The sequence below is a fragment of the Cedecea sp. B1(4) genome, from assembly GCF_059414925.1.
On sequence record NZ_JCAHMZ010000004.1, the window covers coordinates 407,924 to 427,434 of the forward strand.

13 protein-coding genes are annotated in these 19,511 nt (G+C 55.5%); 5 read left to right on the top strand and 8 right to left on the bottom strand.

Translation table 11 applies throughout. From position 1 onward, the window contains the following. Window positions 1-53 precede the first annotated feature (53 nt). Window positions 54-1,250 carry a nicotinamide mononucleotide deamidase-related protein YfaY gene (locus tag ACR6JA_RS11560; RefSeq protein WP_494492797.1) on the top strand — a complete coding sequence of 399 codons (1,197 nt, stop codon included), beginning with the start codon at window positions 54-56 and terminating at the stop codon, window positions 1,248-1,250. Window positions 1,251-1,253: 3 nt separating this feature from the next. On the opposite strand, the gene glpC is transcribed toward ACR6JA_RS11560, so the two are convergent. Genes glpC through glpA form a run of 3 tightly spaced genes read right to left on the bottom strand, consistent with a single transcriptional unit; the run spans window position 1,254 to window position 5,315 of the window. After that, entirely contained in the window at window positions 1,254-2,456 is a 1,203-nt protein-coding gene (gene glpC, locus ACR6JA_RS11565) for an anaerobic glycerol-3-phosphate dehydrogenase subunit GlpC (protein WP_494492798.1), read from the bottom strand. Further along, window positions 2,443-3,708 carry a glycerol-3-phosphate dehydrogenase subunit GlpB gene (gene glpB, locus ACR6JA_RS11570; protein ID WP_494492799.1) on the bottom strand — a complete coding sequence of 422 codons (1,266 nt, stop codon included), beginning with the start codon at window positions 3,706-3,708 and terminating at the stop codon, window positions 2,443-2,445. Before glpB ends, glpC begins: the two co-directional genes overlap by 14 nt. Continuing rightward, window positions 3,705-5,315 carry an anaerobic glycerol-3-phosphate dehydrogenase subunit A gene (gene glpA / locus ACR6JA_RS11575; protein WP_494492800.1) on the bottom strand — a complete coding sequence of 537 codons (1,611 nt, stop codon included), beginning with the start codon at window positions 5,313-5,315 and terminating at the stop codon, window positions 3,705-3,707. Before glpA ends, glpB begins: the two co-directional genes overlap by 4 nt. A gap of 261 nt (window positions 5,316-5,576) precedes the next feature. Here glpA and glpT point away from each other — a divergent pair, with 261 nt between their 5' ends. Beyond that, a complete protein-coding gene (glpT, locus tag ACR6JA_RS11580; RefSeq protein WP_039297062.1) occupies window positions 5,577-6,929 on the top strand; it encodes a glycerol-3-phosphate transporter in 1,353 nt (450 codons plus the stop codon). Window positions 6,930-6,948: 19 nt separating this feature from the next. Further along, the gene (glpQ, locus tag ACR6JA_RS11585) at window positions 6,949-8,004 is read left to right on the top strand and encodes a glycerophosphodiester phosphodiesterase (RefSeq protein ID WP_434082311.1); all 1,056 of its coding nucleotides are present in this window, start codon (window positions 6,949-6,951) and stop codon (window positions 8,002-8,004) included. A 42-nt stretch (window positions 8,005-8,046) separates the two neighbouring features. Here glpQ and yfaE read toward each other — a convergent pair whose 3' ends face one another. The 4 genes from yfaE to ubiG form a co-directional block, all read right to left on the bottom strand. Next, on the bottom strand, window positions 8,047-8,301 hold the full coding sequence (gene yfaE, locus ACR6JA_RS11590; protein WP_008459838.1) for a class I ribonucleotide reductase maintenance protein YfaE: 255 nt from the start codon (window positions 8,299-8,301) through the stop codon (window positions 8,047-8,049). A 3-nt stretch (window positions 8,302-8,304) separates the two neighbouring features. Beyond that, a complete protein-coding gene (gene nrdB, locus ACR6JA_RS11595) occupies window positions 8,305-9,435 on the bottom strand; it encodes a class Ia ribonucleoside-diphosphate reductase subunit beta (RefSeq protein ID WP_038480950.1) in 1,131 nt (376 codons plus the stop codon). 55 nt (window positions 9,436-9,490) lie between these two features. Beyond that, window positions 9,491-11,776: a class 1a ribonucleoside-diphosphate reductase subunit alpha gene (gene nrdA, locus ACR6JA_RS11600; RefSeq protein ID WP_213712759.1), complete on the bottom strand. Its 2,286-nt coding sequence runs from the start codon at window positions 11,774-11,776 to the stop codon at window positions 9,491-9,493. A gap of 355 nt (window positions 11,777-12,131) precedes the next feature. Beyond that, window positions 12,132-12,851 (bottom strand): bifunctional 2-polyprenyl-6-hydroxyphenol methylase/3-demethylubiquinol 3-O-methyltransferase UbiG, encoded by a 720-nt coding sequence (gene ubiG, locus ACR6JA_RS11605; RefSeq protein WP_166872251.1) that lies wholly within the window; start codon window positions 12,849-12,851, stop codon window positions 12,132-12,134. 160 nt (window positions 12,852-13,011) lie between these two features. On the opposite strand from ubiG, the gene gyrA reads away from it, so the two are divergent. Both gyrA and rcsC read left to right on the top strand, forming a co-directional pair. Beyond that, window positions 13,012-15,648: a DNA topoisomerase (ATP-hydrolyzing) subunit A gene (gene gyrA, locus ACR6JA_RS11610; RefSeq protein ID WP_008459847.1), complete on the top strand. Its 2,637-nt coding sequence runs from the start codon at window positions 13,012-13,014 to the stop codon at window positions 15,646-15,648. A 287-nt stretch (window positions 15,649-15,935) separates the two neighbouring features. Then, window positions 15,936-18,791 (top strand): two-component system sensor histidine kinase RcsC, encoded by a 2,856-nt coding sequence (rcsC, locus tag ACR6JA_RS11615; RefSeq protein WP_494492801.1) that lies wholly within the window; start codon window positions 15,936-15,938, stop codon window positions 18,789-18,791. Between the two features lie 64 nt (window positions 18,792-18,855). Here the strand turns inward: rcsC and rcsB are convergent, their stop codons facing one another. Further along, complete coding sequence (gene rcsB, locus ACR6JA_RS11620; RefSeq protein ID WP_008459849.1) at window positions 18,856-19,506, bottom strand: response regulator transcription factor RcsB; 651 nt, start codon at window positions 19,504-19,506, stop codon at window positions 18,856-18,858. Between the last annotated feature and the right edge of the window lie 5 nt (window positions 19,507-19,511).

Genomic DNA, 19,511 nt, shown 5'->3' on the forward strand with positions numbered 1-19,511 from the left:
CGTTCTTTGGTGCCTGCGCTATAGTGGGGCGTTCCCCTGCTGCGGAGTAAAAGATGTTAAAAGTAGAAATGTTGTCCACCGGCGACGAAGTGCTGTACGGGCAAATTACCGATACCAATGCGGCCTGGCTTGCCGACTATTTCTTTCACCAGGGTTTACCCATGTCGCGCCGCAATACGGTCGGCGACAGTCTGCCTGACCTGGTTGCCGTGTTGAAAGAGCGCAGCCGCGAAGCGGATGTGCTGATTGTTAACGGCGGCCTGGGGCCAACCAGCGATGATTTAAGCGCGCTGGCGGCGGCGACGGCGGCGGGCGTTGAGCTGGTCGAGCACGCGGAATGGTTAACCTATATGGAGCAGTTTTTTGCCGAGCGCGGGCGAGTGATGGCGCCGAGTAACCGCAAGCAGGCGCAAATCCCGGCTAACAGTGAAATGATCGACAATCCCGTCGGTACCGCCTGCGGCTTTGCATTGACCTTAAACCGCTGCCTGATGTTTTTCACTCCCGGCGTACCGTCAGAATTTAAGGCTATGGTGGACAAACAAATCATGCCTCGGCTGCGTGAACGTTTTATCCTCCCTGAACCGCCGATATGCCTGCGTTTAACGACTTTTGGACGCTCAGAGAGCGAGCTGGCGCAATCGCTTGATCCGCTGGCGCTGCCGGAGGGCGTGGTGATGGGCTATCGCTCATCGATGCCGATCATTGAGCTTAAACTTACCGGCCCGGCCAGCCAGCGTGAAGCGATGGAGGCCGCCTGGCCGGAAGTCCGCCGAGTGGCAGGTGAAAGTCTGATTTTTGAGGGCATCGAAGGGCTTCCAGCACAAATAGCGCGCCGCCTGGGCGAACGCTCCCTGACTCTGGCCGTGAGCGAACAGTTCACCGGAGGCCTGCTGTCGCTGCAGTTAAACCGGGCGCAGGCCATGCTCCGGGCGAGCAGCGTTTTACCGCAGGCACCTGAAACATTGGCTGAGGCATTAGCGTCCAGCGCAGAATTGCGCCTGAATCAACAGAGCGATCTGGCCCTGGTGATTTCTGGCGAAGAAGATCAACAGATAAATTTTGCGCTCTCCACGCCAGACGGCACTTTTGGCCTGGGCGTGAAGTTTGGCACCAGCCGCCACGCGCTGGCAATACGCCAGGAAGTATGTGCCATGATGGCGCTGAACGTGCTGCGCCGCTGGTTCAACGGCCAGCCGCTGGAAAGCGAACACGGCTGGATTAAGGTCGTAGAGTCAGCCAGACTCTAACCTTCAGGCGAGCGCCCGGGCCAGTAACGTGATCGGGTGCTCGCAGCGTTTGCTGGTCGACATTTCTATCTGCCATTTACAGGTTTCGCAGTCCGTCACCACCAGGTCTACGCCACTCTCTTCTATCTGCTGGAACAGCGGGGCGCCAATTTGCTGGGAAGTCGGGTAATTTTCCTTTTTAAACCCATAGGTTCCGGCAATGCCGCAGCACTGGGAGTCCAGCATCACCAGTTCCACGCCGGGAATGCGGCGCAGCAGCTCAATGGAATAGAGCGTCCAGCCCATTTTCTCCATATGGCAAGGCGTATGATAGGCGATACGCAGCGGCGTGTTTTTTAACGGTAGCGTTCTGCCATCCTCTTCCAGCAGTTTCCAGATATAACGTGTGGCGAGTTCAATCTGCTCGCGAACCGGGGCCGTGTCGATACCAAGAATGTGCGGATATTCATCGCGCAGCGTGAAGGTACAGGTTGGCGAGGTCGCAATGACCGGCAGCCCGCGCTGTATGACTGCCTCTTCCAGCGAGCTGGCGTTTACCCTTGCCTGTTTCTTTGCCTTTTCGATAAAGCCGTTGGCAATAAGCGGCACGCCGCAGCATTTTTCTCTTTGCAACAGCTGGACGCCGATGCCCATCGCGTTAAGCACTTTGACCATGTCTTTGCCGAGCTGCGGATGGTTGTAGTTCACGAAGCAGCCGTGGAAGAAAGCAACCTGCTGCGGGAAGCTGGCCTGGTGCGCGGCCTGGCGCCGATACCACTGGCGAAATGTGCCGAAGGAATATTTGGGCAACTCGCGGTGGGAATCAATTTTGAGGGTTTTATCCAGCAGCTTGCGTACGGGCTTCAAACCGGTCGTGGCGTTGATCAGCGGGGCGAAAGGCGTGGAGAGCGTACCGAGTAAATCGGTATGACTGAGAACAGCATCGCGCAGCGAAGGTTTATGTTCGCCATATCTGGCCCGCGCCCGCTGGATGATATCGCCAATTTTGACTTCTGACGGGCAGGAGACTTCGCAGCGCTTGCAGTTAGTGCAGTACTTCAGCGCGTCGTCATACAGGGAGGGATCTTTCAGGCGCAACCTTTCCCCGTCGGGCCCTGCCTGTTTTGGCCCCGGATATTCCGGGCGAACGCGGCTTACCGGGCAAGCCGTGGTGCAGACCGTGCATTTAATACAGCTTTCAAAGCTGGTTTCATCAAGCAGATTCATGGCCAGCCTCCGCGACAACAAGGATTTGAGCGGCCACACAGAGCGCCGTGAGCATCGAAACGCCGGCCCCGCATCCCTGCTGAATAGGATCAAAGCCCCCCAGCACCGAGCCAATTGCGTAGAGGTTTTTCGTGCATTCCCCGTGGTGGAACGGCTGGAAGTGGTGATTCACGGTGAGCCCAAACTGCAGCCACGGCTGCGGCGTAAAGAAATCAGCCTTACTCCAGGCGGCTCGCTCGGTCTGGATGTTCACGTCTAGACCGAGGATGGGCTCGATGACGTGTTGCCGGGTAGCTTCCAGCCCGCCGCTGAAAAAGCTGCCGCTGGCCAGGATAACATGGTGGGTCCGCAGCGGCACTTCACGGTGATTTTTGGTGAACAGGGCATGGATACGCCCTTGTTCAAGCTGAGCGCCGGTTACGGTATCTCCGGGCATAATAAGCCCGCCCAGGGTCTGAAAACGGCGGCGGAGCGCATTGTGTAGCCTCATCCCAAGCACCGAAGGCGGCAGGGTTGGCAGGAGTTTTACCGGCACACCGAGGGCTTGCTCAACGGCGGCCACCGTTCGTGCTTCCAGGTTCAGGCAAGCGGGCAGAATCATAGCCTCGCCGCTGCCCAGCAGCAGCCTGAGTTCATCCACCAGCGCCGGAAGGTTTTCCGGCAGATCCAGCACCCTGGCGATATTTACGGCACGAAATTCGCTTGGGTTGTTTCTCAGTACATCAAGCACCGGCAAGGTAAGCTCGGCGACGTGCACGTTACAGCCGGTGGCAGACAGTGAGCCTGCCACCAGCTCTGCCTGAAAATCCAGGAAGCCAGCAATATTAATTACCGTCATTTTTTGCCAGGGCAACGGCGCCTGCGGCACTTCCGGCGGGCTGAGCCAGCTGGCTCTTTGCTTGCCCAGCGGCGTGATTCTGAGGTGATTTTGGCGATGATGACCCACCAGCGGAATGCCAGCCCTGGCCAGCAGTTGCTCACACTCTGCAGCGAGCGCCAGCACACGCTCTTTGCCCATCAGGCTGTAGGGGTGCTGAGGCGCTTGCTCCGCCAGGTTTTCCAGCGCCGTCTCTGTCTGATTAACGGGAGTGCCGTCCGGTAACGTTGAAAGCAAATCCAGCGAACCAGAAGAGAAGTGCAGCGCGCTTTGCCCGCGGCTGACGATGGCGCATCGCTGGCCGCTTTCCGCCAGCTTTATGCCGGCTGTCAGCCCGGCCAGGCCGCTGCCGATGATAATCGTGTCAAATTTCATCCCTTTTCTCCGTTGTCCAGACCGCATAGCCCCTGATAAACCCAGGCGGTAAATTCGCTTTCTCGCAATGCATTTCCCCAGGCGACAGGGCGAACGCCCTTCCAGCGTTCGTTGAGGAAGTGAGAGAGTTGATCCAGCGATTGTGCAGGCGTAGTGAGCTGGAAGCGTTGCAGGAGACCGGCTGCCCGGCATGCGCACAGCTCGCCCTGGCAGGTGCCCATGCCAATGCGCGTTCTGCGGCGCAAATCTCCCAGGTTTTTTACGCCGAGGGCATCAATGGCATAGCGCACTTCGCCGGTGGTGACGGCTTCGCATTCGCATACCAGGCTGTTGCTGAGTCGGCTGTTATTGAGCAGCCGCGTTGCGCGGTCGCCGTGCCGCCAGACGGCGGAACCGCGAATTGTCGGTGGCAAGGAGATAACTTTCCCCAGCGTTTGTTCGGCCGTATGTTCGGAGCCCGGCAGTGACGCCGAGGCGGTGGAGCAGGGCCTGGTATTCCCTAAACGCTCGCAAACCAGGTCCGTTGCCCACTCCGCCATCAGACGATAGGTCATCAGTTTGCCGCCGGTAATGGTGATGAAGCCGTCCATGCCGTCGCGTTTCCCGTGGTCCAGCAGCACAATTCCACGGCTGACGCTGCGCCCGGTAGGATCGTTGTCGCTGGCAACCAGAGGCCTGACGCCAGCGTAGGCCCGAAGAATACGGGTTCGGCCAAGCACCGGAGCCAGTTTTTCCCCTTCACGAATCAGGGTGTCCACTTCATCCGGTGTGACGCACATGTTGTCGATTTGGTCGTAGTCGATATGCGTGGAGGTGGTGCCAATAAGCGAAATTGTATCGCCGGGCACCAGAATATCGGCGTCTGCCGGTTTACGGCAGCGGTTGATGACCATGTTGTTGATGCGGTGCCCGAGGATCAGTAACGCCCCTTTGGCCGGGAACATTTTTACGCTTAGATCGGCGTACTCTGCGATGTGCTGCCCCCAGATCCCTGCGGCATTTACCACCATTGGCGCCCGGAACTCGCCTGCCTGACGGGTAAGGTGGTTGAAGACGCGCACGCCGCAAACGCGTGAGCCTTCGCGAATCAGCCCGGTGATCTCGCAGCCCGTCAGCACTTCTGCGCCGTGTTCTTTGGCATCAAGCATGTTAGCGGCGGTGAGTCGGAATGGGTCGACCGTGCCATCCGGGACACGAACCGCGCCGAGAAGCGATGGGTTGGCGGACGGCTCAAGTCGTAATGCCTCCCGGGGATCCAACGCTTCTGCGGGAATACCGGCCTGGCGGCAGGCAGCGATAAACCCGCTTTGAAACGCCAGATCATCTTCCGGCAGGGTGATAAACAGGCCATCCGTGGGCTCTATACAGTGGCGGGCAATACGCCGCAGAATGCGGTTTTCTTCGATGCACTCTTTGGCAGATTCCCCGTCGGTGACCGCATAGCGTGAGCCGCTGTGAAGCAGGCCGTGATTACGGCCGGTGGCACCCGTTGCGATGTCGTGACGCTCAAGCAGCAGGACTTTCAGCCCGCGGCGGGCGCAGTCTCGCGCAATCCCGGCACCGGTCGCTCCTCCGCCGATGATTATCACGTCCGTTTCTCTGCTCACATGGCGCTCCTTTATCCCCTTTTTAATTACCGTTATTCAGCCACAAAGAAAGTGTGGAATGTTTGATTGCGAGCAAATTCGAGCAATAAACGAAAATTATTAATGGGAATATGCACTATTTCGCCTTTTTGTAATAAAAATGTAACATTGTGTGCGATGTTTCACAGTAAATACGCGCACAGATAACTACCATGCGCTCGCAAAAGAACATTTGGCAGGAGCCGTTTGCTCCCGCCGCAAATCCAGGCCACGGAGGCTCGTATGCTTAGTATCTTTAGACCTGCCGCGCACCAGGCGCGTTTGCCAAAGGAGCAGATAGACCCGACCTATCGCCGCCTACGCTGGCAAATCTTCATGGGTATCTTTTTTGGTTATGCCGCTTACTATCTGGTGAGGAAAAACTTTACCCTTGCGATGCCGTATCTGGTGGAGCAGGGCTTCTCCCGAGGCGATCTCGGTTTTGCACTTTCCGGGATTTCGATCGCTTACGGATTTTCGAAATTCATCATGGGCTCGGTCTCTGACCGCTCGAATCCGCGCGTATTTCTACCCGCCGGGCTGATTCTTGCCGCCGCCGTGATGCTGTTTATGGGCTTTGTGCCGTGGGCAACGTCCAGCATCGCGATTATGTTTGTGCTGCTGTTCGCCTGCGGCTGGTTCCAGGGCATGGGATGGCCGCCGTGCGGGCGCACCATGGTGCACTGGTGGTCGCAGAAGGAGCGTGGAGGCATTGTTTCCGTCTGGAACTGCGCCCATAACGTTGGCGGCGGTATTCCTCCGCTGCTGTTCCTGCTGGGGATGGCGTGGTTTAACGACTGGCATGCGGCGCTGTATATGCCCGCTTTCGCCGCCATTATTGTGGCAATTATTGCCTTCGGCTTGATGCGCGACACGCCTCAATCCTGCGGCCTGCCGCCAATTGAAGAGTACAAAAACGACTACCCGGACGATTACAGCGAGAAAGCGGAAGAAGAGCTGACGGCTAAGCAGATCTTCATGAAGTACGTCTTCCCGAACCGTCTGCTGTGGTACATCGCCATTGCCAACGTGTTTGTCTATTTGCTGCGTTACGGCATCCTGGACTGGTCGCCAACTTACCTGAAAGAAGTAAAACACTTCGCGCTGGATAAATCCTCGTGGGCCTACTTCCTTTATGAATATGCGGGTATTCCAGGCACGCTGTTGTGCGGCTGGATGTCGGATAAGGTGTTTAAAGGTAACCGCGGTGCGACAGGCGTGTTCTTCATGGTGCTGGTGACGATTGCCACCGTGGTTTACTGGCTCAACCCGCCGGGAAATCCGGGCGTGGATATGGCCTGTATGATTGTTATAGGCTTCCTGATTTACGGCCCGGTAATGCTGATTGGCCTGCATGCGCTTGAGCTTGCACCTAAGAAAGCGGCAGGGACGGCAGCGGGCTTTACCGGCCTGTTTGGTTACCTGGGCGGCTCGGTCGCGGCCAGCGCGATTGTCGGCTACACCGTGGACTTCTTCGGCTGGGACGGCGGCTTTATCGTGATGATAGGCGGCAGTATTTTGGCCGTGCTGTTGCTGATTGTGGTGATGATTGGCGAGCGCAAACACCACGATGAAAAAATGCTGAAAAACGGCTAAGGAAAACACCATGAAACTGATGGCAAAATCTTTACTGGCGGGTGTGGTACTGGTAGCGACCAGCAGCGTCTTCGCCCAGACCACGGACAAAATCGTAATTGCCCACCGGGGCGCCAGCGGCTATCTGCCTGAGCATACGTTACCGGCAAAAGCGATGGCCTATGCCCAGGGCGCGGATTACCTTGAGCAAGACCTGGTGATGACCAAAGACGACAGGCTGGTGGTGCTGCATGACCACTATCTGGACAGGGTGACCGACGTCGCGAAGCGTTTCCCGGATCGGGCGCGCAAAGACGGGCGCTACTACGCCATCGACTTTACGCTGGCGGAAATCAAGTCCCTGAAGTTCACCGAGGGCTTCGACATCGTTAACGGCAAGCAGGTGCAGACCTATCCGGGGCGTTTCCCAATGGGCAAATCCGACTTCCGGGTGCACACCTTTGAAGAAGAGATCGAGTTTGTTCAGGGGCTGAACCATTCCACCGGGAAGAACATCGGTATCTATCCTGAGATAAAAGCGCCGTGGTTCCACCATCAGGAAGGCAAAGATATCGCGGCAAAAACGCTTGAGGTGCTGAAGCAGTATGGTTACACCAGCAAGCAGGATAAGGTCTATCTTCAGTGCTTTGACGCCGCCGAGCTGAAGCGCATTAAACACGAGCTTGAGCCGAAGATGGGTATGAATCTTAACCTGGTGCAGCTTATCGCTTATACCGACTGGAATGAGACTCAGGAAAAACAGCCGGATGGCAAGTGGGTAAACTACAGCTACGACTGGATGTTTAAGCCTGGCGCGATGAAGCAGATTGCCCAATATGCCGACGGCATTGGCCCGGACTACCATATGCTGGTGGAGAAGGCGTCAACCAAAGGGAACGTGAAGCTCACCGAGATGGTGACCGAAGCACACGCCAGCAAATTGACCGTGCATCCTTATACGGTGAGGGCGGACGCGTTGCCGGACTACGTGAGCGATGTGAATCAGCTGTACGACGTGCTGTATAACCAGGCGGGCGTAGATGGGCTGTTTACCGACTTCCCGGACAAAGCCGTGCGGTTTCTTAATAAGCCGTAATCGCTAATGAAAAAGGCCGCATTTGCGGCCTTTTTTACATCACTACATCTCGAGTTCGATATCTCCCCGTGCTTTGCAGCAGCAGGGGAGAATTTCACCGGGCTGGATAAACGCCAGCGGCTCGGTCAGCCACTGAACTTCCCCCGCCAGCAGCTTAGTACGGCATGAACCGCAATAGCCTTCCCGGCACTGATACTCTACGCAGACTTTGTGTGACTCCAGCGCCGCCAATAGCGAAGGGTGTTCTTCTTCGCTCATCAACTGCGCGCCGGTAATGCTGAGCGTAATGCGGCCCATTATTTACAGCTGGAAGTTGCTCAGATCGTCGGTATCGACTTCCGAGTCAATCTGGCCCACCAGGTAGGAGCTGACTTCCACTTCCTGCGGCGCAACCTGTACGTTGTCGGATACCAGCCATGCGTTGATCCACGGAATTGGATTGGAGCGAGTCTGGAACGGCAGGTCAAGGCCCACGGCCTGCATGCGGATGTTGGTAATGTACTCCACATACTGGCAGAGGATGTCTTTGTTCATCCCAATCATGGAGCCGTCGCGGAACAGGTATTCGGCCCACTCTTTTTCCTGCTGGGCGGCCAGCACGAACAGGTCGTAGCATTCCTGACGACATTCAACGGCGATTTCCGCCATTTCAGGATCGTCTTCTCCGCTACGCAGCAGGTTCAGCATATGCTGGGTGCCGGTCAGGTGCAGGGCTTCGTCACGGGCGATCAGCTTGATGATTTTGGCGTTACCTTCCATCAGCTCGCGCTCGGCGAAGGCAAAGGAACAGGCAAAGCTCACATAGAAGCGAATTGCTTCCAGGGCGTTAACGCTCATCAGGCAGAGATACAACTGACGCTTCAGCGCACGCAGGTTCACGGTGACGGTTTTGCCGTTCACGTTGTGTGTGCCTTCGCCCAGCAGGTGCCAGTAGCTGGTCATCTCAATCAGGTCGTCATAGTAGCCAGAGATGTCTTTGGCGCGCTTGAGGATTTCCTGGTTGGTGACGATGTCGTCAAAGACGATCGCCGGATCGTTCACGATGTTGCGGATGATGTGGGTGTAAGAACGAGAGTGAATGGTCTCGCTAAACGCCCAGGTTTCAACCCACGTTTCCAGCTCAGGAATGGAGATCAGCGGCAACAGCGCGACGTTCGGGCTGCGGCCCTGGATGGAGTCCAGCAGCGTCTGATACTTCAGGTTGCTGATGAAGATGTGTTTCTCATGCTCCGGCAGCGCCTGGAAGTCGATGCGGTCGCGGGAGACGTCCACTTCTTCCGGGCGCCAGAAGAAGGAGAGCTGCTTTTCAATCAGCTTTTCGAAGATGTCGTATTTCTGCTGGTCGTAGCGCGCCACGTTAACCGACTGGCCAAAGAACATAGGCTCGGCGAGCTGATCGTTTTTCGTCTGTGAAAAAGTAGTGTAAGCCATGAGGTTAAATCCTGTAATACGTCGGAAAAATCCCCTCGTAAGAGGGGATTAAGCGTTAAATCTTACATGCGCCGCTTTCGCAGCCATCGTCCTGGATGGAAGGCGCCAGGTCATCCTGAGTGTCTTCCGCGCCGTCACGGGTGTTTTGATAGTACAGGGTCTTCACGCCGAATTTATAGGCGGTGAGCAGATCCTTCAGCAGCTGCTGCATTGGTACTTTGCCTGACGGGAAGCGCGTTGGGTCATAGTTGGTATTGGCAGAGATCGACTGGTCGATAAACTTCTGCATCAGGCCAACCAGCTGCAGATAGCCATCGTTGCTCGGCATCTCCCACAGCAGCTCGTAGTTATTTTTCAGCGCTTCATAATCCGGCACAACCTGGCGCAGGATCCCGTCTTTCGACGCTTTAATGCTGATGTGACCGCGCGGCGGCTCGATACCGTTGGTGGCGTTGGAGATCTGCGAAGAGGTCTCAGACGGCATCAGGGCAGAAAGCGTGGAGTTGCGCAGGCCGTGAGTTTTGATGGACTCACGCAGACCTTCCCAGTCCAGATGCAGCGGTTCGTTGCTGATAGCATCCAGGTCTTTCTTGTAGGTGTCGATTGGCAGAATGCCTTTTGCATAGGTGGTTTCGTTGAACCACGGGCAGGCACCTTGCTCTTTCGCCAGTTCGTTTGACGCTTTCAGCAGATAGTACTGAATGGCTTCGAAAGTCTTGTGCGTCAGGTTGTTTGCACTGCCGTCGGAGTAACGCACGCCGTGTTTCGCCAGATAATAGGCAAAGTTAATCACGCCGATACCCAGGGTACGACGGCCCATTGCGCCGCGTTTTGCCGCCAGAATTGGGTAATCCTGGTAGTCGAGCAGAGCGTCCAGCGCGCGAACAGCCAGCACCGCCATCTCTTCCAGATCGTCCAGGCTGTCAATCACGCCAAGGTTGAACGCGGACAGCGTACACAGGGCGATTTCGCCGTTTTCGTCGTTGACGTCGTCCAGCGGTTTGGTCGGCAGGGCGATTTCCAGGCACAGGTTGGACTGGCGCACCGGGGCAATCGCCGGGTCGAACGGGCTGTGGGTATTGCAGTGGTCAACGTTCTGGATGTAGATGCGACCGGTGGAGGCGCGTTCCTGCATCATCAGGGAGAACAGTTCCACCGCTTTCACGCGCTGTTTACGGATGCTGTCGTCTTTTTCGTATTTGGTGTACAGGCGCTCAAACTCGTCCTGATCGGCGAAGAAAGCGTCGTACAGCCCTGGCACGTCAGACGGGCTGAACAGGGTGATCTCTTCGCCCTTCAGCAGGCGGGTATACATCAGCTTGTTGATCTGTACGCCGTAGTCCATGTGGCGCACGCGGTTGCCTTCCACGCCACGGTTGTTTTTCAGCACCAGCAGGCTTTCTACTTCCAGATGCCACATCGGGTAGAACAGCGTTGCAGCCCCGCCGCGCACGCCGCCCTGGGAGCAGGACTTCACTGCAGTCTGGAAGTGCTTATAGAACGGGATACAGCCGGTATGGAACGCTTCACCGCCGCGAATCGGGCTGCCCAGCGCACGAATGCGGCCGGCGTTAATGCCGATACCTGCGCGCTGGGAAACGTATTTCACGATCGCACTGGAGGTGGCGTTGATGGAATCCAGGCTGTCGCCGCACTCGATCAGTACGCAGGAGCTGAACTGACGGGTCGGGGTGCGTACGCCGGACATGATTGGCGTAGGCAGGGAAATCTTGAAGGTGGAAACCGCGTCGTAGAAACGTTTCACGTAGCTGAGGCGGGTTTCACGCGGGTAGCCGGAGAACAGGCAGGCGGCGACCAGAATATAGAGGAACTGCGCGCTTTCGTAGATCTCACCGGAAACGCGGTTCTGCACGAGGTATTTGCCTTCGAGCTGCTTCACCGCCGCGTAAGAGAAGTTCATGTCACGCCAGTGATCGATGAAATCGTTCATCTGCTCGAACTCTTCTTCCGTGTAGTCTTCCAGCAGGTGACGATCGTATTTACCCATCTCAACCATTTTCACAACCTGATCGTAAAGCTTCGGCGGCTCAAACTGGCCGTAGGCTTTTTTACGCAGGTGGAAAATCGCCAGGCGTGCGGCGAGATACTGATAATCCGGGGCGTCACGGGAGATCAGGTCAGCTGCGGCCTTGATGATGGTTTCATGAATGTCAGAGGTCTTGATGCCGTCGTAAAACTGGATATGGGAACGCAGTTCAACCTGGGAAACGGAGACGTTGGTCAGACCCTCTGCGGCCCAGTCGAGTACCCGATGAATTTTATCCAGATTGATGCGCTCTTGGCTGCCATCGCGTTTTGTAACCAGCAGACTCTGATTCATGTGAGTTTTACCTGTCCGTGAGATGAGTTTTCCCCTGATTTATACACATTCGTTAGCCTGTGACTAACTCTGTGGATAAATACTATATATAGGGGGTGGGTGACAAATTGGTCACTAGATGGTGAGTATTCTAGTAAGGAATCCGTTCAGTACAAGTATTGATTTCGGCAATAAAATGAGGTTCGGCAACGTGCTTTTTTCGTAAGTCCACGTCACATAAGGCTTGAGGGAATTGTCAATGGGATGCAAAAAAAATGAAAATTTTGATCGGGTGCTGATTTCTTAAACTTCATCGATAATTGCGCAACGGTTCTGGCGCAATTATCGATAATCAATCCTTATACGATATGCCGGTTTATGCTTCAGTATGCAGCATATAATTAACATCAACCCCTGGGCCAAGCTTGAATACGTTGGTGATTGGGTTGAAATGTAATCCGGTCATATGACGCTCGCGCAGCGGGGTTTCATCCACCCAGCGTAAGAGTTCGGCGGGCTTGATAAACTTTTTAACATCGTGCGTGCCTTTCGGCACCATGCGCATCACATACTCAGCGCCGACGACGGCCATCAGCCAGGCTTTGCCGTTGCGGTTAATGGTAGAGAAGAAGACGTGGCCGCCGGGTTTGACTAAGCGCGCGCAGGCGTGAACCACCGATTGTGGGTCAGGCACGTGCTCCAGCATTTCCATACAGGTTACGACGTCGTACTGCCCGGCGTGTTTGCTCGCGTGTTCTTCGACCGTCTCCTGGACATAGTCCACCTTAACGCCGCTTTCCAGTGCGTGAAGGCGAGCCACCTGCAGCGGTTCAAAGCCCATATCCAGGCCGGTGACGTTGGCACCTTCACGAGCCATGCTTTCCGCCAGAATACCGCCGCCGCAGCCAACGTCGAGCACGGTTTTACCGAACAGTCCACCGGCGCGCTGGTTGATATAGCCCAAACGCAGCGGGTTGATGCGGTGCAGCGGCTTAAATTCACCTTCCAGATCCCACCAGCGGGAAGCGACAGCTTCAAATTTGGCGATTTCCTCGTGGTCGACGTTCTGCGTAACCGGTTGGTTTTCAGCATTCATTACAGCGGTGACTCCTTGCAGATGTTAAGGCTGGCAGTATATCAGGCTAACGGCGTGAATAAAGCGCCGACAATTGCGTTGAGGTTTCCCCACACAGGGCCGGATGTGTTATAATTTGCGACCTTTGAATCCGGGAAAACAGTAGAGGGATAGCGGTTACATGAGCGACCTTGCCAGAGAAATTACGCCGGTCAACATTGAGGAAGAGCTAAAGAGCTCGTATCTGGATTATGCGATGTCGGTTATTGTCGGCCGCGCACTGCCAGATGTCCGCGATGGACTTAAGCCGGTACACCGTCGCGTGCTTTACGCGATGAACGTATTGGGCAATGACTGGAACAAAGCATACAAAAAATCCGCCCGTGTTGTTGGTGACGTTATCGGTAAATATCACCCTCATGGTGATACCGCGGTTTATGACACCATCGTCCGTATGGCACAGCCATTTTCCCTGCGTTACATGCTGGTCGACGGCCAGGGTAACTTCGGTTCCGTAGACGGCGACTCCGCCGCGGCGATGCGTTATACGGAAATCCGTATGTCGAAAATCGCCCACGAGCTGATGGCAGACCTGGAAAAAGAGACGGTTGATTTCGTCGATAACTACGACGGCACCGAAAAAATTCCAGACGTCATGCCAACCAAAATTCCTAACCTGCTGGTAAACGGTTCATCCGGTATCGCAGTCGGGATGGCGACGAACATTCCGCCGCACAACATTACCGAAGTGATCAACGGCTGCCTCGCCTATATTGAAGACGAGAACATCAGCGTTGAAGGGCTGATGGAACACATTCCAGGCCCGGATTTCCCGACTGCCGCTATCATTAACGGCCGCCGCGGTATTGAAGAAGCGTATCGCACCGGCCGCGGTAAAATTTATATTCGCGCCCGTGCTGAAGTAGAAGCGGACGCGAAGACCGGCCGCGAAACCATTATCGTTCACGAAATTCCGTATCAGGTGAACAAAGCTCGCCTGATCGAGAAAATCGCCGAGCTGGTGAAAGACAAACGCGTGGAAGGCATCAGCGCCCTGCGCGATGAGTCTGATAAAGACGGTATGCGCATTGTTATTGAGATTAAACGCGACGCCGTGGGCGAAGTGGTGCTCAATAACCTGTATTCCCAGACTCAGCTGCAGGTTTCCTTCGGTATCAACATGGTGGCATTGCACCATGGTCAGCCGAAGATCATGACCCTGAAAGAGATCCTGTCTGCGTTCGTGCGCCACCGCCGCGAAGTGGTGACCCGTCGTACCATCTTCGAACTGCGCAAAGCCCGCGATCGCGCGCATATCCTTGAAGGGTTGGCGATCGCCCTGGCGAATATCGACCCGATCATTGAACTTATCCGTAACTCGCCAAATGCTGCCGAAGCGAAAGCGAGCCTGGTAGCCCGTTCCTGGGACTTGGGCAACGTTTCTGCAATGCTTGAGCGTGCGGGTGACGATGCCGCGCGTCCTGAGTGGCTGGAGCCAGAGTTTGGCATCCGCGACGGTAAATATTTCCTCACCGAGCAGCAGGCTCAGGCGATTCTGGATCTGCGTCTGCAGAAACTGACCGGCCTTGAGCACGAAAAACTGCTCGACGAGTATAAAGAGCTGCTGGAGCAGATTGCTGAATTACTGCACATTCTGGGCAGCGCAGAACGCCTGATGGAAGTGATTCGTGAAGAGCTGGAAGCGATGCGCGATCAGTTCGGCGACAACCGTCGCACCGAGATCACCGCCAACACCGCAGATATCAACATTGAAGATCTGATCAACCAGGAAGATGTGGTGGTCACCCTGTCTCACCAGGGCTATGTGAAGTATCAGCCGCTGACCGATTATGAAGCGCAGCGCCGCGGTGGCAAAGGTAAGTCAGCCGCCCGTATTAAAGAAGAAGACTTTATTGACCGCCTGCTGGTGGCCAACACCCACGACACGATCCTGCTGTTCTCCAGCCGTGGTCGCCTGTACTGGATGAAGGTTTATCAGCTGCCGGAAGCGAGCCGTGGTGCACGTGGCCGCCCAATTGTGAATCTGTTGCCGCTGGAGCAGGACGAGCGTATTACCGCGATTCTGCCGGTGCGCGAGTACGCTGAAGGCATCAACGTGTTCATGGCGACCGCAAGCGGTACCGTGAAGAAAACTGCGCTTACCGACTTCAGCCGTCCGCGTTCAGCGGGCATTATCGCCGTTAACCTTAACGAGGGTGACGAGCTGATTGGCGTTGATTTAACTAACGGTAGCGACGAAGCCATGCTGTTCTCGGCTGCGGGTAAAGTGGTGCGCTTCAAAGAAGATGCCGTTCGTACCATGGGCCGTACCGCAACGGGTGTTCGCGGGATCAAGCTTGCCGGTGACGACAAAGTGGTGTCTCTGATCATTCCACGCGGTGACGGCGCGATTCTGACCGTTACCCAGAATGGTTACGGTAAACGCACCGCGGCGGCCGAGTACCCAACCAAGTCTCGTGCAACGCAGGGCGTTATCTCCATCAAAGTCACCGAACGTAACGGCAGCGTCGTTGGGGCGGTGCAGGTGGAAGATACCGACCAGATCATGATGATCACTGATGCCGGTACGCTGGTGCGTACCCGCGTGTCTGAAGTCAGCGTGGTCGGGCGTAACACCCAGGGCGTTATTCTCATCCGTACTGCGGAAGACGAAAGCGTTGTGGGCCTGCAGCGCGTCGCCGAACCTGTAGATGACGAAGAGCTGGACAGCATCGACGGTAGCGTGGCGGAAGGGGACGATGATATCGCGCCTGAAGCAGATACCGATGATGATGTTGCCGACGAAGCGGACGAATAATCCAGAATAGTCGCAAATAAAGGGTCGCTTTGGCGGCCCTTTAACGTTCTGACAGTAAGGGAATAAGCGTGATTATTCCCTTACTGTAGTTATTTGAATAAAATCAATGAATTGATTTTCCTTGTTTATTTTCAAATCCTCTCTGGAGGAACGATGCTTATCTAAGCACTGTTCTGTATCTGCAAGGCCGCTTTGGCGGCCTTTTTTGTTTGCCGTTGCGGGACAAAGGTTTTGCGGCTACCTTAAGCGCATCTCCGTTCACTCGCTCGCGTACCTTCAGGCCCAATTTGAAATACTTCGTCTCTTTTCGCAGCACCCTTAAAATTTCGCGCTACCTGTTCAGGGCGCTGGCGCTTCTGCTCTGGCTGCTTATCGCGCTGTTTTCCGTGTTTTACATCGTCAACGCGCTGCACGATAAAGAGTCGGAGATTCGCCAGGAATTTAACATCAGCTTTGACCAGGCCCAGCGCTACATCCAGCGTACTTCGGACGTGGTGAAAGAGCTGAAGTACATTGCTGAAAACCGTCTCACGGCGCCCAATGGCGTGCTCCCCCCGCTCGATCAAAGCGCGGAAAAAACCGATGCCCCCACGTTTATGCCGTTGTTCCCGGATTCAGACTGCTCGGCGGTGAGCGTAACCTGGCGCAGCTCGCTGCAGTCTCTTTCCTGGTTCCTGCGCTACTGGCGCGATAACTTCTCCGCGGCGTACGACCTCAACCGGGTGTTCCTGATTGGCGGCGATAATCTCTGCATGGCAGATTTTGGGCTGCGTGATATGCCGCTGGAACGGGAAAACGCACTGAAAACGCTGCATGAACGCATCATGAAGTATCGTACCGCGCCGCAGGATGAACGGGCGAACAGCATTTACTGGATTGGGCAGGGGCCGCGCCCCGGCATTGGCTATTTCTACACGCTGACGCCGGTCTATCTGGCGAACCGTCTCCAGGCGCTGCTGGGGATTGAGCAAACGGTGCGTATGGAGAACTTCCTGACGCCGGGCACGCTGCCTATTGGTGTCACTATCCTGGATGAAAATGGTCACCCGCTGATATCGCTGACCGGCCCGGAATCGCGTATTGAGCCAGAAAGTCGCTGGATTCAGGATCGTTCCTGGTTCGGCTATACGTCTGGCTTTAAGGCGCTGGTACTAAAGAAAAATCTGCCGCCGTCCTCGCTGAGCGTGATTTACTCTGTGCCTGTCGATTTGGTGCTGGAAAGCATCAGAATGCTTATCCTCAATGCGGTTTTACTCAACGTCCTGGTCGGCATTGTGCTGTTTACCCTGGCGCGAATGTATGAGCGCCGGATCTTTATTCCAGCCGAGAGCGATGCCCAGCGGCTGGAGGAGCACGAGCAGTTCAACCGGAAGATCGTCGCGTCTGCACCCGTGGGTATCTGTATTTTGCGCACCCAGGACGGCACTAATATTCTGAGTAACGAACTGGCGCACAATTACCTCAATATGCTGACGCACGAGGACAGGCAGCGGCTGACGCAGATTATTTGTGGCCAGCAGGTCAACTTTGTCGATGTCATGACCAGCAACCACACCAATCTGCAGATCAGCTTTGTGCATTCGCGCTACCGCAATGAGAACGTGGCAATTTGCGTGTTGGTAGACGTCAGCGCCCGCGTGAAGATGGAGGAGTCCCTGCAGGAGATGGCTCAGGCCTCGGAGCAGGCGAGCCAGTCTAAATCTATGTTCCTCGCTACTGTCAGCCACGAACTGCGTACGCCGCTGTACGGCATCATCGGTAACCTGGATCTCCTGCAGACCAAAGAGCTGCCGAAGGGTGTGGACAGGCTGGTCACGGCGATGAACAACTCATCCAGCCTGCTGCTGAAAATCATCAGCGACATTCTCGACTTCTCGAAAATCGAGTCAGAGCAGTTGAAAATTGAGCCGCGTGAGTTTTCTCCGCGTGAGGTGATGAGCCACATTACCGCCAACTATCTGCCGCTGGTGGTTCGCAAGCAGCTGGGCCTGTACTGCTTTATCGACGATGATGTACCACTCACGCTGCAGGGTGACCCCATGCGCTTGCAGCAGGTTATCTCCAACTTGCTGAGTAATGCGATTAAGTTCACCGATATTGGCTGTATTATCCTGCATGTTTCTATCAACGGCGATTATCTGAGCTTCCGGGTGCGCGACACCGGGGTAGGGATCCCGACCAAAGAAGTGACCCGGCTTTTTGACCCGTTCTTCCAGGTGGGAACCGGCGTGCAGCGTAATTTCCAGGGAACCGGGCTGGGGCTGGCGATTTGCGAAAAGCTAATCAGCATGATGGATGGCGATATTTCGGTGGATACCGAGTCGGGGATGGGCAGCCAGTTTACGGTGCGTATCCCGCTGTATAAAGCGCAGTTTGCGCCGAAGAATAATGTTGAAGGGCTGGCGGACAAGCGCTGCTGGCTGGCTATTCGCAATGATTATCTCAGTAGCTACCTGGAATCTTTGCTGATCAAAAACGGGCTACAGGCGCAGTCATGGTCAGGTGAAACGCCGGGCAGCGACGATATTCTGATTACCGATGATAATCTGGCGGCGCCGTGGGGCGGCCGGGCGGCGATTGTCTTCTGCCGCCGCCATATCGGTATTCCCGTTGAATTTGAACCTGGCCGTTGGGTGCACAGCGTCGCAGCGCCGCACGAGTTGCTGCCGCTGCTGGGGCGGATTTACAGTATTACTGTGGATGTGCCTGGCAGTTCTCCGGCGCTGACGGCGGCCAGTGAGATAAGCGAGCGAAACGATGACATGATGATCCTGGTGGTGGATGACCATCCGATCAATCGTCGCTTGCTGGCCGATCAGCTCGGATCGCTCGGCTATCAGTGCAAAACGGCGAATGACGGGATCGATGCGCTGAACGTGCTCAGCAAAAATCATATCGATATCGTACTCAGTGACGTCAACATGCCGAACATGGACGGCTATCGCCTGACGCAGCGCATTCGCCAACTGGGGCTGACGCTGCCGGTCATCGGCGTGACGGCAAACGCGCTGGCGGAAGAGAAACAGCGCTGTCTGGAATCCGGTATGGACAGCTGCTTGTCTAAACCGGTCACGCTGGATGTGATTAAACAGACGCTGGCGGTTTATGCTGCCCGAGTGCGAAGTACACGCGATGCCTCGTAAACTAAGCTCATAAAAAAGCCCCGCATGAAAATGCGGGGCTTTTTCTTGGTGGCCGTGGCGGAGATTACTCTTTGTCCGCCGGTGTCAGGCTCACTGAGGAAAGGTAATTCAGCAGGGCAATGTCGTTCTCGACGCCCAGCTTCATCATCGCTGATTTCTTTTGGCTACTGATAGTTTTGATGCTGCGGTTCAGCTTACGGGCTATCTCGGTCACCAGGAAACCTTCGGCGAACAGGCGCAGAACTTCGCTTTCTTTCGGCGACAGGCGCTTATCGCCATAGCCACCTGCGCTGATTTTTTCCAGCAGGCGGGAAACGCTCTCAGGGGTGAATTTCTTGCCTTTCTGCAACGCGGCGAGAGCTTTTGGCAGATCGGTTGGCGCACCCTGTTTCAGCACAATCCCCTCAATGTCGAGATCCAACACCGCGCTAAGGATTGCCGGGTTGTTGTTCATGGTTAGCACGATGATCGACAGGTTAGGGAAGTGGCGCTTGATGTATTTGATCAGTGTGATGCCGTCACCGTATTTATCGCCTGGCATGGACAGATCGGTTATCAGTACGTTGGCTTCAAGCTTTGGTAAATTATTGATCAGTGCCGTGGAGTCTTCGAATTCACCGACAACATTCACCCATTCGATCTGCTCAAGAGATTTGCGAATGCCGAACAGAACAATCGGATGGTCGTCAGCAATAATTACGTTCATGTTGTTCATGTAAT

Bases quoted from the DNA above. Each gene is read 5' to 3' on its own strand.
- glpQ (WP_434082311.1), top strand. From the start codon at position 6,949: ATGGCAAAATCTTTACTGGCGGGTGTGGTACTGGTAGCGACCAGCAGC.
- nrdB (WP_038480950.1), bottom strand. From the start codon at position 9,435: ATGGCTTACACTACTTTTTCACAGACGAAAAACGATCAGCTCGCCGAG.
- glpC (WP_494492798.1), bottom strand. From the start codon at position 2,456: ATGAATCTGCTTGATGAAACCAGCTTTGAAAGCTGTATTAAATGCACG.
- glpT (WP_039297062.1), top strand. From the start codon at position 5,577: ATGCTTAGTATCTTTAGACCTGCCGCGCACCAGGCGCGTTTGCCAAAG.
- rcsB (WP_008459849.1), bottom strand. From the start codon at position 19,506: ATGAACAACATGAACGTAATTATTGCTGACGACCATCCGATTGTTCTG.
- glpB (WP_494492799.1), bottom strand. From the start codon at position 3,708: ATGAAATTTGACACGATTATCATCGGCAGCGGCCTGGCCGGGCTGACA.
- nrdA (WP_213712759.1), bottom strand. From the start codon at position 11,776: ATGAATCAGAGTCTGCTGGTTACAAAACGCGATGGCAGCCAAGAGCGC.
- ACR6JA_RS11560 (WP_494492797.1), top strand. From the start codon at position 54: ATGTTAAAAGTAGAAATGTTGTCCACCGGCGACGAAGTGCTGTACGGG.
- gyrA (WP_008459847.1), top strand. From the start codon at position 13,012: ATGAGCGACCTTGCCAGAGAAATTACGCCGGTCAACATTGAGGAAGAG.
- yfaE (WP_008459838.1), bottom strand. From the start codon at position 8,301: ATGGGCCGCATTACGCTCAGCATTACCGGCGCGCAGTTGATGAGCGAA.
- ubiG (WP_166872251.1), bottom strand. From the start codon at position 12,851: ATGAATGCTGAAAACCAACCGGTTACGCAGAACGTCGACCACGAGGAA.